The sequence below is a fragment of the Neorhizobium alkalisoli genome (genome assembly GCF_007829835.1).
In the GTDB taxonomy this organism is placed as follows: Bacteria; Pseudomonadota; Alphaproteobacteria; order Rhizobiales; family Rhizobiaceae; genus Neorhizobium.
Genome location: NZ_VIWP01000003.1, coordinates 120,748 through 135,256, shown reverse-complemented (window position 1 = coordinate 135,256; position 14,509 = coordinate 120,748). Strand labels below are relative to the sequence as shown.

Below are 14,509 nucleotides of genomic sequence, written 5' to 3'. Positions count from 1 at the left end.
TCACAGGGAATGCAGAATGTCGTTGCGCCTCGGAACGTTCAATATCGAAAACCTGATGACGCGTTTCGACTTCTCCGGCTGGCGCAATCGCTTCCGGCAGGATCGTGTGCTGCAGCTTTATGACGTGCAGGACAAGGCCGTCTACGAGCAGCTGGAACAGGCGCGGATGATCGCCGAGACAGACGATACCCGTCAGCTCTCGGCGCTGGCCATCGCGGATGCGGATGCCGACATTCTCTGCCTGCAGGAAGTCGACAACATGCCGGCGCTGGAGGCATTCGAATACGGGTATCTCTACCGGATGGTCGGCAGCGGTTACCGCCAGAAATATCTGGTCGAGGGCAATGATTCGCGCGGTATCGATGTCGCCGTCCTTATGCGGACGGAAACGCGTACGGGCGAAAAGATCGAGGTTCTGGACATCCGCAGCCACGCGATGGCGACCTACGATCAGCTCGGCCTTTTCAACGACGAGCTGGCGCTCGATTTCAAACCGCATGACAAGATTTTCAAACGCGACTGCCTGGAACTGGATCTGAAGATCGGCGGCCGGCATCTGTCGCTGTTCGTCGTGCATTTCAAATCGATGGGCAATGCGCGCGATGGGCAGGACGGGCGCACGGGCACGATGGCTGTGCGACGCGCCGAGGCGCAGGCCGTGCGGACAATCGTCGAACAGCGCTTCGGCAAGGGACGGACTGCGGAAAAGAATTTCGCCATTTGCGGCGACATGAACGATTACCAGGAAAAGGTGCAGGTGATCGGGTCCCGTCGGGAAGGTTTTCGCTTCGAGCCGCGCAGGGAAGAGGTGAGTGCGCTCGACGTCTTCAGCCATGACGGGTTTGCGGTCAATCCGATGACGCGGCGCGATGTGATGGATCGCTGGACGCTCTACCACCAGCGCGGGCCGCAGGAGCAGCATCTCTGCCAGCTCGACTATATCTGGCTGTCGCCCGCGCTTGCGGAAAAGAACGCCAATTCAGTGCCTGACATCATCCGCGGCGGCCAGCCGTTCCGTACGCCGTTTCCGCCAGGGCAGGAGGTGGAGCGGTTCCCGCGGATCGGCTGGGACCGGCCGAAAGCCTCCGATCATTGCCCCGTCGTGATGGAGATCGATCTGACATGACGACGGAAAACCCGGACGGACTGATCGGTTGGCCAGGCGATAGCATCGTGTCTCCACTTGGTGATGTGAAGCTGCGCGTCCTTCCGGGAACGCATCCGGTGCTCGACGAGAATGGCGAGGCGATCACTCGCAACTGGCACAGCGAGATCACAGCCAATCCGGCGCTTTTTGATGGACGGATGATCTTCAATTTCCGCGCCAGTCTTGAGGACGGGGTGCTTCACGCGGAAGGATACGTAACGCCTTTTTCCGCCTTCATCTGGTGGCGGCGTCAGATGCCGCGATCGGGCGGTGTCCACATTTCCGCCTATGCAGCTATCGAGACCGCGGATGGCGCGCTCGTTGCGATCCGCATGGGGGCGCATACGGCAAATGCCGGCCAGGTCTATTTCGCTGCCGGGTCGTTCGAACCCGAGGACGTCATAGATGGATATTGCGACGTCGCGTCCAATATGCGGCGTGAAGTGCTCGAAGAGACGGGCCTCGATCTGGCATCGGCGACGATCGCTTCGGACTATCACGCCAGCCATCAGGGCCCCGTGGTCACGATTTTCCGGCTCTTCCGGTTCGACCTGACGGCGGAGCAGATGATCGAACGCATAAAAGCCCATATGCAGGTTGCCGAGGACAAGGAGATCGCCGGCGCGGTCGCGATCTGGTCTGCAGATCCCGATGCGCAACCCTATCATAGTTCCATGCTGCCGGTGCTCGGCTGGTATTTTGACAAGGCGCGGAACGTGGGGTTGCGTTGATCGAGAGGCTCGGGCAGTTTTGCGCCGAATGAACTTTCGAGGAGGAGTTTCGTTTGGCCCGCAGCTACAGCATCTACGACGTCTTCACTGATCAGAAGCTTGCCGGCAATCCGCTTGCGGTGATCTTCGATGGCGACGGGCTGGAGGGGCCGGCCATGCAGGCCATTGCGCGCGAGATGAACCTCTCCGAAACGGTGTTCGTCCAGCACAGCGACAACCCGGCGCATGCGGCGCGGCTAAGAATTTTTACCCCCGCCAAGGAATTGCCATTCGCCGGTCATCCGACGGTCGGTGCGGCCGTTGCGCTTGCCGAGCGCAACCAGGGTACCGGCGGTTCCGCCGAGGTTGATCTGGTCTGCATGCTGGAAGAAACGATCGGGCCGGTGCGCTGTGCGGTGCGGCTGCGGGCCGGGCAGGCGGGCTTTGCCGAATTCGACTTGCCGAAACGGCCATGGCGCATCGAACTGCCGCTTGACCGTCAAAGCCTTTCGGATGCGCTGAGCGTCAAGTCGACCGATATCGGTTTCGAGAACCATGTCGCCTCGATCTGGAGCGCCGGCGTGCCATTCCTGATGATCCCGCTGCACAATCTGGCCGCGGTGCAGAGCCTGGAATTCGATACGGCCCGTTGGGAAAAGGCGGCGCCCTTCGTCGAAGGCTCGCTGGCCTCGGCCTATGTTTATTGCCGCGGCGGTGTTCATCATCAGGCGAAATTTCACGCGCGGATGTTTTCGCCGGATATGGGGATTGCCGAGGATCCGGCGACCGGCGGGGCGGTAGCGGCTCTCTGCGGTGCGATCCGTCATTTCGATAGTCTGCCTGACGGGCATCATCCACTGCTGATCGAGCAGGGCGTCGAGATGGGACGGCCTTCCTTCATCTATCTCAATATCGATGTGAAGGACGGTGTGATCGCAAAATCACGCATCGGCGGTCAGGCGGTAAAGGTCGCCGACGGTTTTCTTCATCTCTGAGTCTGGTGCGGGCTGTGGAAACGGCTGGTGCCGAATGAAAAAAAGCGATTTTCGTAAGATATTGAGAAGACTGGCAAGAATCCCGGTTTTCCGGGCTTTTTCGAGGGTTGGGCGCGCCGCATCCACAGCCGGCGTGAATTTTTTTCCGGTGCTACGTATATTTTTTGCGACAGCCGCTGGACAAGCCGAAACTTCCTCTTTATACGCCCCTTCACCGGCAGCGACGCGGTCGCAGCAAACGGTACGGGTGATTAGCTCAGTTGGTAGAGCAGCTGACTCTTAATCAGCGGGTCGTAGGTTCGAGCCCTACATCACCCACCAAATCCTCTCAGGATTACAAATGGTTAGGCCTCGCAGCGCGGGGCCTTTATCATTTTCAGGATTGGTTTTCCGACACAGTCTAAGTGTTTTTGCAGTGCGATGGGAACCCTTGTCGCCTGGCCGCATTCTGCCTGCGCAAAGTCATGGAACGGAGCGCCAAGGTGAAGGCAATTCTGATATTGTTGTCGGGTCTGGTTGCGGCAGTCGTCGTGTTTATCGGCGGCATGGCAGTCAGCGCCTACATGATCGCGGATCCCGCGCCGCACCGGTTCGCGCATCTCGATACGCCCGATCTTTGGACTGCAGAGCCGGTCAGGATCGATACCCAGAAACAGGCTTATGAGCGCGTGCCGGGGCCGGTCCTGGCGGCCGATGTGCCAGCCTCCGACCTGCCTGATGTCATGGTTGCAGCCCGTGGGCCTGCAAAGGCCGCAGCGGCCTCGTCAGAGGCGCCGGGAGCAACTGTTGCGGCCGATGCTCAGCCCGCGTCTGTCGCGTCCGTAGGCGCGCCCCCAGTCGTTGATACGGCTCAGGCCGAGTCGTGTTTTGCGCGCTACCGTTCCTATCGAATCGAGGACAATAGCTACCAGCCTTATGATGGCGGTCCCCGCAGGCCATGCGAATTGCCTGGACAGGCACAGCACATGGCTGCAGCGGCTGGCGACATGGCTGCTTCCGATGGTTCCGCTGGCGATGAAGAGGGCAGTCATGCGCTGGTGCAGAATGCGGCGATTAAGGGCGATGAGAACGTCGTACCCGTTCAGACGGCGGGTGCTTCTGCTTCCGGCGACACGTCCGGATCGCATGACGAATGGTGCTCTGCGCGTTATCGTTCATACCGCGCCGGCGACAACAGCTATCAGCCTTTCGATGGCGGGCCTCGAAAAGCCTGCCAGTCTCCGTTCGGCTAAATGATCAGGGAAGGGCGGTTACAAAGCCGCTCGGTTCAGCTCGCCTTGCGAATCTGTTCCCGGTTTTCCTCAGCCTTCATGTTCTGCACCAGTTTCGCCAGCCAATCGACGAAGACGCGCACCTTGTTGGAGAGGTGGCGGGTCTGTGGGTAGACGATGTAGAGCGGCAAAGGCTCGCATTCCCAACCGGGCAGGATTTCTACCAGCTTGCCGCTTTCGACCGAATCCTTCGCCATGAACCAGGCTGACTGGATGATGCCCATGCCTGAGAGGGCGGCGCTGACATAGCTGCGCGCGTCATTCACCGACACGACATAGCGGGGCGTCAGTTCGAGCACTTCATCGCCGCGGCAGGCATCCATGGTCATGACCCGACCCGCTGTCGCGTTGAGGTAACCGACAGACATGTGTTTTTCTTCGAGTTCGCTCGGATGGGTCGGCTCTCCGAATCGGCGGAGATAATCCGGCGAGGCGTAAAATTTCATCCTCAGTTCGCCGACCTTGCGGGCGATCAGCGACTGGTCCTTCGGCGTGCCGCCGCGCAGCGCGCAATCGACGTTTTCCGCAATGTAATCAACCAGCCGGTCACCGACGCCGATGTCGAGCTTGATCTCCGGATAACGCTGATAGAAGTCGCAGAGTTGTGGGATGACGAGGAGGTCGGCAAAGGCGCCGGCCATTTCGACGCGCAGGCGGCCGGAGGGCTGGGTCTGCGAATTCGACAGGCTGCCGTCCAGTTCGGTGATTTCCGAGAGAATCTGCGTCGCACGCTCGTAATAGAGGGCGCCGTCGGTCGTCACCATCACCCGCCGCGTCGTGCGGTTGAGCAGCTTGGTCTGCAGATGTGCCTCGAGGCTCTGCACCATATTGGTGGCGGTTGTCTTCGGAATGTTGAGGGTCGCGGCGGCACGGGTGAAATTGCCGGTTTCCACGACGCGCACGAAAACGCGCATTGCCGAAAGCTGGTCCATATCCTGACGTTCCTCTTGCGATGCAACATTGTTCCGGTATTCGGAATAGTGTTGCCGATGCGGCCTGCTTGTGCGATCTGCCAGGAATAATAATATCAGGATCAAGTTTTTCGGCAAGCGGGCTTTGGCATCGCTATGCTGCAGGCTCGCAACGAGGACGGAATCATGGCGGCCTGGGACAATATTGAAGACATCGCGTGGGCCGGGTTGCCGATCCCCATTCGCCGCTATGAAGGGGCGATCGCAACCAAGGCGCCGCCTATCGTGCTCTACCTGCGCGGTTCGGCCTTTCAGGACGACGGCAGGCCGCAGATGGAACGGCCGATCGGCAGGGTCCTGTCGGAAGCCGGGGCGGTGGTTGTCGAGGCCGATTATGGGTCGGCGTCGAGCAATCTGTTTCCGCAGGCGATGGAATGCGCCTTCATGGCGCTGAAATCGCTGTCCGGGCGCCGCAAGCAGTTCGGTTCGGCCCGCTCGCCGCTGTTCATCGCCGGCGACGAGGCGGGTGGCAATGTGGCGGCTGGTGCAGCGCTGAAGGCGCGGGACCAGCTTCCGGGAGAGCTCAGCGGCCAGATCCTTCTGTCGCCGATGATCGATCCGATGATGGCGACGCAATCCTTCCGCAGGGCCGACGAAATCGGCATGCGGGAAAAGTGGTCGGATGGCTGGAGCCGGTATCTGCGTTCCGCCTGCGGCTTTCAGCATCCCTATGCTGCGCCTTGCCTCTGTTCGAGGCTCTTTGGTGTAGCGCCTGCTCTGGTCGTGACCTCGGATGACGATCCGCTGCATGACGAGGTTGTCGGATATGCCGAGCGGCTCGCCGCATCCGGCGTATCGGTCAGGCAGAAAGTGTTTCCCGAAAGCTGTGGCTGGACGGGAATCTACAAAGGCGATTCCGGAAAGTGGATGGCGAGCTTGCGCGCCGAGTTTTCCGGGTTCGTCGAAGGGTTACAGGCGTAAGCTCGGCGGATCGAGACGGAATAGGCGCAATATTCCGATGACCCGCGGAGCCGGAATGAGACGATACGAAAGACCAGAATTTTAGGGTGAAGCCATTGTCGGCCCCGGTTTCGGGTGTCGATCCGCCCGCGGCATTGCGAAATATGTTCGCGCTGCGGGTAACGATTTCGGTCCTGCACCGAATTTGAACTGGAATGACAGGCGGATCAGAGACCGCCAGGAGAGCACTATGACATCGAAGATCAAGAACTGGGCCCTGTGGGGCACCGGACTGAGCACTGCTGCGCTGATTGTCGGCGCCGCCATCTATCTCGATCTGCCGCAGGGCGCCAATGCCGCGCCGGCGGCCGCTGCAGCTCCGCCGGCCGTGCCGGTCACGGTCGCGACCGTCGCGCCGCGCAGCCTGATCCTATGGCAGGAGTTTTCCGGCCGTCTGGAAGCCGTCGACCGGGTGCAGATTCGTCCGCGCGTTTCCGGCCTGATCCAGTCGGTTCATTTCCGCGAAGGCGGTCTGGTCAAGGCGGGCGATGTGCTCGTGACGCTCGACCAGGAGCCTTACAAGGCAGCCGTTGCCCAGGCAGAAGGTCAGGTCGCTTCGGCCGTGGCCAAGCTGGAGCTTGCCGATTCCGAACTGGAGCGCGGCAAGAACCTGGTGGCGAAAAACACGATTTCGCAGAGTGATCTTGCCCAGCGCCAGAGCACCCGCAGCGAAGCCGTCGCCAATCTCCAGTCCGCCAAGGCGGCGCTGAAATCCGCCCAGCTCAATCTCGATTATACCGAGATCCGTGCACCGATCGCCGGCCGCGTCGGCAAGCTGGAAGTGACGCTCGGCAACCTCGTCGCCGAAGGCTCGTCCGCCACCCCGCTGACGACGCTTGTGTCGATCGATCCGATCTATGCGAGCTTCGACGCCAATGAGGAACTCGTTGCCCGTATCATGGCCGAGCTTCCGGTCGCCGATGGCGTTCCGGCAATTGATCAGGTTCCGGTCGAAGTGACCACGCTTGGCGACGACAAGCCGGTGAAGGGCAAGCTGCAACTGATCGACAACGAGGTCAACGCCTCGAGCGGCACGGTGCGTGTCCGCGCTGTCTTCGGCAATCCCGGCGGCAGGCTGATCCCCGGCCAGTTCGTGCGCGTCAAGCTCGGTCAGCCGAAGCCGGAGGAGCAGCTGCTGATCAGCGAAAAGGCTGTCGGCACCGATCAGGACAAGAAGTTCGTGCTCGTCGTCGATGGCGAGAACAAGGTCAACTACCGGCCGGTTCTGCTCGGTTCCTCGATCGACGGCATGCAGATCGTCACCAAGGGCCTGAATGCCGGCGACAGAATCGTCGTCAACGGCCTGCAGCGCGTCCGGCCAGGTGCCATCGTCGCTCCGCAGGACGAGGCCAAGGTCGCCGCGAAATAACGTAACCCAATACCACCACGATAAAGCGTCGGCGTCTTTCCGCCTGCAGCCGCAAGGCTGCGGGAAGGACGCCTGCGTTTCGAACGTCTTCCCTGGAGAGAGGGATCCAACATGAATATTTCCAGATTCTTTATCGACAGGCCGGTCTTTGCCGGCGTTCTGTCGATCCTCATCGTCGTCGCCGGCCTGATCGGCATGCGGTCGCTGCCGATTTCCGAATATCCGGAAGTCGTGCCGCCATCGATCATCGTACGGGCCAGCTATCCGGGTGCAAACCCGGCCGTCATCGCCGAAACCGTCGCCACCCCGCTCGAAGAGCAGATCAACGGCGTCGAGGACATGCTCTACATGTCTAGCCAGGCGACATCGGACGGTGTGCTCAACGTCACCGTCACCTTCAAGCTCGGGACCGACCCGGACAAGGCACAGCAGCTGGTGCAGAACCGCGTCAGCCAGGCCGAGCCGCGTCTGCCGTCCGAGGTGAGGGCGCTTGGTATCACAACGGCAAAGAGCTCGCCCGACTTCATCATGGTCGTCAATCTCGTCTCGAGCAGCGACCGATATGATATTACCTACCTGCGCAACTATGCGACGCTGAACGTCAAGGACCGGCTGGCCCGGATCGAAGGCGTCGGCCAGGTTCAGGTGTTTGGCGCCGGCGATTATTCGATGCGCGTCTGGATCGACCCGCAGAAGGCGGCCGAACATTCGCTTGCCGCAAGCGATATCAGCGATGCCATCCGCTCGCAGAACGTCCAGGCCGCGGCCGGCATTATCGGTGCCTCGCCGAGCCAGCCGGGCGTCAACCTGCAGCTCAACGTCAATGCGCAGGGTCGCCTGAAGACGCCGGAGGAATTCGGCAATATCATCGTCAAGAGCGGCGAAAACGGCGAGATCACGCGTCTGCGTGACGTCGCCCGTGTCGAAATGGGCGCGGCCGACTATACGCTGCGTTCGCTGCTCGATGGCGAGCCGGCTGTCGCCATCGCCGTACTGCAGGCTCCGGGTTCGAATGCGATCCAGATCGCCGATACCGTTCAGGCGACCATGAACGATCTGCAGAAGGCGATGCCGGAAGGCGTCAAGTTCGAGATCGTCTACGACACGACCAAGTTCGTGCGTGCCTCGATCGAGAAGGTTCTGGATACCCTGCTGGAAGCGATCGCACTCGTCGTGCTCGTCGTCATCATCTTCCTGCAGACCTGGCGTGCCTCGATCATTCCGCTGATCGCGGTTCCGGTCTCGGTCATCGGCACCTTCGCCGTCATGTATCTGTTCGGATTTTCCGTTAACGCGTTGACGCTGTTCGGTCTGGTGCTGGCGATCGGCATCGTCGTCGATGACGCGATCGTCGTCGTTGAAAATGTCGAGCGCAATATCGAGAACGGTCTCAATCCGCGGGATGCGACCTACAAGGCGATGAAGGAAGTGTCAGGACCGATCATCGCGATCGCCCTCGTGCTCGTCGCGGTCTTCGTGCCGCTCGCCTTCATCAGTGGCCTGTCCGGCCAGTTCTACCGGCAGTTCGCCCTGACCATCGCCATCTCCACCGTCATCTCTGCGATCAATTCGCTGACCCTGTCTCCGGCTCTGGCCGCTCTTCTCCTGAAGGGCCACCATGCGCCGAAAGATGGCCTGACGCGGGTGATGGACTTTCTGTTCGGCTGGTTCTTCCGCGGCTTCAACCGGGTTTTCGGGGCTGCCTCGAATGGTTACGGTCGTACCGTTGGCGGGCTGCTGTCGCGCAAAAGCCTGGTCATGGTGATCTATCTTGCCCTGATCGGTGCCACCTACAGCATGTTCAACGCGGTGCCGGGCGGTTTCGTGCCGGCGCAGGACAAGCAATATCTGATCGGTTTCGCCCAGCTGCCGGATGGCGCAACGCTGGACCGCACCGAGAGCGTCATCAAGCAGATGAGCGACATCGCGATGAAACAGCCTGGCGTCACCCACGCCATCGCTTTCCCGGGCCTGTCGATCAACGGCTTCACCATCGGCTCGAACTCCGGCATCGTGTTCGCGGTTCTCGATGATTTCGACAAGCGCACGACACCGGATCTTTCCGGCGGCGCAATCGCCATGGCGCTGAACCAGAAATATGCCGGCATCCAGGATGCGTTCATCGCCATGTTCCCGCCGCCGCCGGTCAACGGTCTCGGCCAGACGGGCGGGTTCAAGCTGCAGATCGAAGACCGTGCAGGTCTTGGATATCAGGCGCTCGACGAGGCAACCAAGGCCGTCATCGGCAAGGCTTATCAGACACCTGAACTGGCTGGCATTTTCTCGAGCTTCCAGATCAACGTACCGCAGCTTTATGCCGATCTCGACCGTGCCAAGGCACAGCAGCTCGGTGTCTCGGTGACGGACGTGTTCGAGACGCTGCAGATCTATCTCGGCTCGCTTTATGTGAACGACTTCAATGCCTTCGGCCGTACCTACAGCGTGCGGGTGCAGGCAGACGCGCAGTTCCGTGCGAAGCCAGAAAATATCGGTCAGCTGAAGGTGCGTTCGCAATCCGGTCAGATGATCCCGCTTTCCGCGCTTCTGAAGGTCGATGCACAGGCAGGTCCGGAACGGACGACCCGTTACAATGGCTTTCTGGCCGCCGATATCAATGGCGGTCCGGCGCCGGGCTTCTCCTCCGGCCAGGCACAGGCGGCGATCGAAAAGATCCTTGCCGAAACCCTGCCGCCGGGCATCGAGTTCGAATGGACGGACCTGACCTATCAGCAGATCCTTGCCGGCAATTCGAGCATCGTCGTCTTCCCGCTCGCGCTGCTGCTCGTCTATCTCGTGCTGGCCGCGCAGTATGAAAGTCTCGTCCTGCCGCTTGCGATCATCATGATCGTGCCGATGGGCGTGCTGGCGGCCCTGACAGGTGTCTGGCTGACGGGGGGCGACAACAACATCTTCACCCAGATTGGCTTGGTGGTGCTGGTGGGGCTCTCGGCGAAGAACGCGATCCTGATCGTCGAATTTGCCCGCGAACTGGAATTCGACGGCAGGACGCCGTTCCAGGCCGCGGTCGAGGCGAGCCGGCTGCGTCTGCGTCCGATCCTGATGACCTCCATGGCCTTCATCATGGGTGTCGTGCCGCTCGTTGTCTCGACAGGTGCGGGCGCGGAAATGCGCTCCGCCATGGGTATCGCCGTGTTCTCGGGCATGATCGGCGTCACCTTCTTTGGCATCTTCATGACGCCGGTCTTCTACATGCTGGCCCGTTTGCTTACCGGCGGTCGCCCTCTGCGGCAGCACGGTACGGAGGCGGCGCCCGCTCTCTCTCCAGCGGAGTAAGCTGGCCTCCAGGCCGCGCGGGATCTCTCCAGTCGTATCCCGCGCGGCTTTTTCACATCATCCCTGTCCGGCTCGTCGGCCGTGCAGGTTCATGCAGGAACGGCGGCGATCGGAGTGCATCTATCGTGGGGGTAGATGCGCGCCGCTCGCCGCCGATCTCGTTTTAACGGGCAGATCGGTTGTTCAGAGCGCGCCACCGTCGATGACGATCGTCTGGGCGGTCATGGCGGAGGAAGCTTTCGAGGCGAGGAAGAGGCAGGGGCCGACGAGATCTTCAGTCAGCAGCAGACGTTTCAGGCATTGCCGCGCCACCATGGCCGACATGCCGTCCTCCGTCAGCCAGAGCTCCTTCTGACGTTCCGTGACGATCATGCCGGGCAGGATGGCGTTGACGCGGATGTTTTCAGGCCCGAGCCGGCCAGCCAGGCTTTTCGTCAGGCCGATAATGGCGGCCTTGGCGGTCGTGTAGGCGGGCATTTCTCCCATATTGAGCAGATAGGCGATCGACGAAAAGTTGACGATCGTTCCGCCACCGGCGCGGCGCATATGGGGGACGGCAGCCTGAGACGCGAAAAACACCTGTTTCAGGTTGATCGCCTGGCTTTTGTCCCAGTATTCCTCGGTCACGGTATCGAAATCGTGCCGGTCGTCCCAGCCGGCATTGTTGACGAGGACGGAAAGCGAACCGAGCTGTTCGGCGGCCGTATCGACGGCGTTTTTCGTTGCTGCGACGTCGCGCAGATCGGCATTGAGGTAGAGGACCGGGTGAGGGGATGTCACCGACAGGCGCGCGGCAAGCTCCTGGCTCGGGCCATCCGCATAATCGATGAAGGCGACGCGGGCGCCCTGGCGGGCAAAACCCTCGACCAGCGCCGCACCGATGCCGGAACCGCCGCCGGTGACAAGCACGCCGCAATCCGACAGGTCCGCGTAAAGCGCCGAAATCTCCATCATGCACTTGTCCTCCCTCAAGACATGTTTCAGTTCTAGCGCAGCGGCAAGAGACTGGAAAGCCGGCTATCGGTTATCGTCACGCAACGGAAGCAGTGATTGCATCGGCCGGCCGCAGCGTTTACTCGGAAGGGGCACAAGAGTTTTGATGTCCGATTCCGGACGGCCTGTTCAGGAGCCCGCCTTGTCTTCTTCCGCATCCGAAAATCCCGTCCTGCCGACCCGCTCCTATCGCGGCTTTCTCTTCGACATGGATGGCACGATCCTGAATTCGATTGCGGCGGCCGAAAGGGTCTGGGGCCGCTGGGCGGAGGCACAGGGGCTCGATGTCGAAAAATTCCTGCCCTTCATGCATGGCAAGCGCGGCATCGATACGATCACCTCGCTGAACCTTCCGGGCGTCGATCCGGCAGTCGAGGCGGAAAAGATTCTTCGCGGAGAGATCGAGGATCTGGAAGGGGTCGTGCCGATCCCCGGCGCGGCCGAGTTCCTGGCGGCACTGCCGCCGGAGCAATGGGGCATCGTTACTTCCTCACCGCTCGAACTGGCGAGGGCACGACTGGCTGCAGCCGGCCTGCCGCAGCCGCGCCATCTCGTTACCGCGGAAGACGTGACCGTCGGCAAACCGGATCCGCAGGGATATAAGCTCGGCGCGCAGCGGCTGGGTTTCGCGTCTTCCGATGTCATGGTGTTCGAGGATGTGTCTGCCGGGATTAAGGCCGGCGAGGCGTCTGGTGCCGAGGTGATGGTGATCACCGAAACCCATTCGCATCCGGTCGAAGGCGGTCATTTCCGCATTCGGAATTATCTGCAGGTCGCGCCGCATGTCGATGCAGACGGCGCGATCTCGATTGTTGCGAAAGCCTGATCAGGCTTCTGCCGTCCGCATCAACCGTATCGTTGCCAGCCACAGGATGACACCGAGGCCGATGAGGCAGGCGGCGATGGCGTATTGGATCGGGTCACGCCCGGCCCAAGGGCCTGCCAGGAAAACGCAGGAGATTGTGCCGAGTACAGGCAGCACGGTCGGCGTGCGAAAATGCTTGTGCTCGACCTTGTCCTTGCGCAGCACCAGTACGGCGACATTGACGATGGCAAAGACGCAGAGCAGAAGCAGTGCCGTCGTGCCGCCCAGCGCCGGGACACCGCCGGCAAACAGGATGAGGGCGACGGCCAGCAGCGACGTGAAGATGATCGCCACATAAGGCGTGCGGCGGCCGGCATGGACCTTGCCGAGCATTTCCGGCACGACGCCTTCGCGCGCCATGCCGTAGATCAGCCGGCTTGCCATCATCATGTTGATCAGTGCCGAATTGGCGACGGCGAACATGGTGATGACGGCGAAGATACCGATCGGGAAGGCGGGTGCGCCGGCCTGGATGACCTTCAGAAGCGGCGTTTCGCCTTCGCCAAGCTGATCGGCCGGTACCAGCGTGATCGCCGAGATCGCGACGAGGACATAGATCACGCCGGTGATGGCAAGACCGGTCAGCAGGACTTTCGGGAAAAGCCGGCTCGGCTCCTTGCATTCCTCGGCCATGTTGACGGAATCCTCGAAACCGACCATGGCGAAAAAGGCGAGGCCGGTTGCGGCGACGACGGGCCAGAATGTTCCGGAACCCTCCGGCGTTGCAAATGTCCATGCGCGCGAAAAATCGCCCTGTCCGCCAGCGATCGCCCAAAGGCCAATGCCGATGATGATGAGAAGACCGGTGACCTCGACCATGGTAAGGACGACGTTCATCTTGACGCTTTCGCCGACCCCGCGAAAGTTGATCGCAGCCACCAGAGCGATGAAGCCGACCGCAATCAGCGGGACGCCGAAACTGCCGAGATCAAGGCCGATGGTCGCGGAAAAGTTCGAGGCGAAGGCACGGGATGCCGTGGCCGCCGACGTGATGCCGGAGGACATGACCGCAAAAGCCACGAGGAAGGTGATGAAATGCACGCCGAAAGCCTTGTGCGTGTAGAGCGCGGCACCGGCGGCCTTGGGGTATTTTGTTACCAGTTCGAGATAGCTGCAGGCGGTCAGGAGCGCGACGATAAAGGCGATCAGGAAAGGCAGCCAGACGACACCACCGACCTTGGCGGCCACCTGTCCGGTCAGCGCATAGATGCCGGTACCGAGAATGTCACCGATGATGAAGAGCAGCAGCAGGCCCGGCCCCATCACCCGTTTCAGTTCCGGCGTCTCTCCCGTCGGTTGGGTGATCCCGGCCTTTTCGATCCTGTCCGTCATCGCGGTTCCTCCATCGCACTGACATTCCTGCCATTCTCAATGGAAGCGGCGGCCGAATGTTCCAGACCGGGACGCGAGTTTCGTTGGGCGCAAGCCTGCCGTAACGTCAGCCGACAATGCCGAGCGTTGCGGCAGCCAGTACCGCATAGCGGGCGGCCTTGCCGATGAAGACCAGAGCAAGGAAGATCCAGAACGGCTCTTTCAGCACGCCGGCAACGACGGTGAGAGCATCGCCGCCGATCGGCAGCCAGCTGAACAGAAGCGACCATCTGCCATAACGGCGATACCAGTTTTGCGCCTTTTCGAGCTTTTGCGGGCCAACGGGAAACCAGCGTTTTTCGCGAAAGGTTTCGATGTAGCGGCCGAGCAGCCAGTTGACCGCGGCTCCAAGCGTATTGCCGATTGAGGCCGTCAGGACGAGGGCTGCCAGCGAATAATGATCACTGAGGATCATGGCGACCAGAACCGCTTCCGACTGCATCGGAAGCAGTGTGGCTGCGATGAAGGCCGCAGCGAACAACCCGGCATAGGCGGCGAGATCGACCATTCTCTAGCTTTCAGCAGATGATGCTAAGCGCGCCGGAACGTAAGGTTCCGGCAAT

At 61.2% G+C, this 14,509-nt stretch carries 12 protein-coding genes and 1 tRNA gene; 9 read left to right on the top strand and 4 right to left on the bottom strand.

Going from position 1 to position 14,509, the window contains the following annotated elements:
* Positions 1-16 precede the first annotated feature (16 nt).
* The 5 genes from FHW37_RS11500 to FHW37_RS11480 all read left to right on the top strand — a co-directional run bounded on the left by FHW37_RS11500 (position 17) and on the right by FHW37_RS11480 (position 4,084).
* Positions 17-1,126: an endonuclease/exonuclease/phosphatase family protein gene (locus FHW37_RS11500; protein WP_145636367.1), complete on the top strand. Its 1,110-nt coding sequence runs from the start codon at positions 17-19 to the stop codon at positions 1,124-1,126.
* Positions 1,123-1,878 carry an NUDIX hydrolase gene (locus tag FHW37_RS11495; RefSeq protein ID WP_145636365.1) on the top strand — a complete coding sequence of 252 codons (756 nt, stop codon included), beginning with the start codon at positions 1,123-1,125 and terminating at the stop codon, positions 1,876-1,878. Before FHW37_RS11500 ends, FHW37_RS11495 begins: the two co-directional genes overlap by 4 nt.
* A gap of 53 nt (positions 1,879-1,931) precedes the next feature.
* Positions 1,932-2,852 carry a PhzF family phenazine biosynthesis protein gene (locus FHW37_RS11490; RefSeq protein WP_145636363.1) on the top strand — a complete coding sequence of 307 codons (921 nt, stop codon included), beginning with the start codon at positions 1,932-1,934 and terminating at the stop codon, positions 2,850-2,852.
* 245 nt (positions 2,853-3,097) lie between these two features.
* A tRNA-Lys gene (locus FHW37_RS11485) sits at positions 3,098-3,173 on the top strand.
* A 161-nt stretch (positions 3,174-3,334) separates the two neighbouring features.
* Complete coding sequence (locus FHW37_RS11480) at positions 3,335-4,084, top strand: BA14K family protein (RefSeq protein WP_186458229.1); 750 nt, start codon at positions 3,335-3,337, stop codon at positions 4,082-4,084.
* A 35-nt stretch (positions 4,085-4,119) separates the two neighbouring features.
* Here FHW37_RS11480 and FHW37_RS11475 read toward each other — a convergent pair whose 3' ends face one another.
* On the bottom strand, positions 4,120-5,055 hold the full coding sequence (locus FHW37_RS11475) for a LysR family transcriptional regulator (RefSeq protein WP_145636361.1): 936 nt from the start codon (positions 5,053-5,055) through the stop codon (positions 4,120-4,122).
* 162 nt (positions 5,056-5,217) lie between these two features.
* Between FHW37_RS11475 and FHW37_RS11470 the strand changes: the two genes are divergently transcribed.
* The 3 genes from FHW37_RS11470 (at position 5,218) to FHW37_RS11460 (ending at position 10,717) form a co-directional block, all read left to right on the top strand.
* The gene (locus FHW37_RS11470) at positions 5,218-6,015 is read left to right on the top strand and encodes an alpha/beta hydrolase fold domain-containing protein (protein WP_432442855.1); all 798 of its coding nucleotides are present in this window, start codon (positions 5,218-5,220) and stop codon (positions 6,013-6,015) included.
* Between the two features lie 229 nt (positions 6,016-6,244).
* On the top strand, positions 6,245-7,423 hold the full coding sequence (locus FHW37_RS11465; protein WP_145636357.1) for an efflux RND transporter periplasmic adaptor subunit: 1,179 nt from the start codon (positions 6,245-6,247) through the stop codon (positions 7,421-7,423).
* Positions 7,424-7,534: 111 nt separating this feature from the next.
* Positions 7,535-10,717: an efflux RND transporter permease subunit gene (locus tag FHW37_RS11460; protein ID WP_145636355.1), complete on the top strand. Its 3,183-nt coding sequence runs from the start codon at positions 7,535-7,537 to the stop codon at positions 10,715-10,717.
* A 183-nt stretch (positions 10,718-10,900) separates the two neighbouring features.
* On the opposite strand, the gene FHW37_RS11455 is transcribed toward FHW37_RS11460, so the two are convergent.
* Entirely contained in the window at positions 10,901-11,671 is a 771-nt protein-coding gene (locus tag FHW37_RS11455; protein ID WP_145636353.1) for an SDR family NAD(P)-dependent oxidoreductase, read from the bottom strand.
* Between the two features lie 247 nt (positions 11,672-11,918).
* On the opposite strand from FHW37_RS11455, the gene FHW37_RS11450 reads away from it, so the two are divergent.
* Positions 11,919-12,536: an HAD-IA family hydrolase gene (locus FHW37_RS11450; RefSeq protein ID WP_246690782.1), complete on the top strand. Its 618-nt coding sequence runs from the start codon at positions 11,919-11,921 to the stop codon at positions 12,534-12,536.
* Here FHW37_RS11450 and FHW37_RS11445 read toward each other — a convergent pair whose 3' ends face one another.
* Both FHW37_RS11445 and FHW37_RS11440 read right to left on the bottom strand, forming a co-directional pair.
* Positions 12,537-13,907: an APC family permease gene (locus FHW37_RS11445; protein WP_145636349.1), complete on the bottom strand. Its 1,371-nt coding sequence runs from the start codon at positions 13,905-13,907 to the stop codon at positions 12,537-12,539.
* A 106-nt stretch (positions 13,908-14,013) separates the two neighbouring features.
* The gene (locus tag FHW37_RS11440) at positions 14,014-14,454 is read right to left on the bottom strand and encodes a YqaA family protein (protein WP_145636347.1); all 441 of its coding nucleotides are present in this window, start codon (positions 14,452-14,454) and stop codon (positions 14,014-14,016) included.
* Positions 14,455-14,509: the final 55 nt, after the last annotated feature.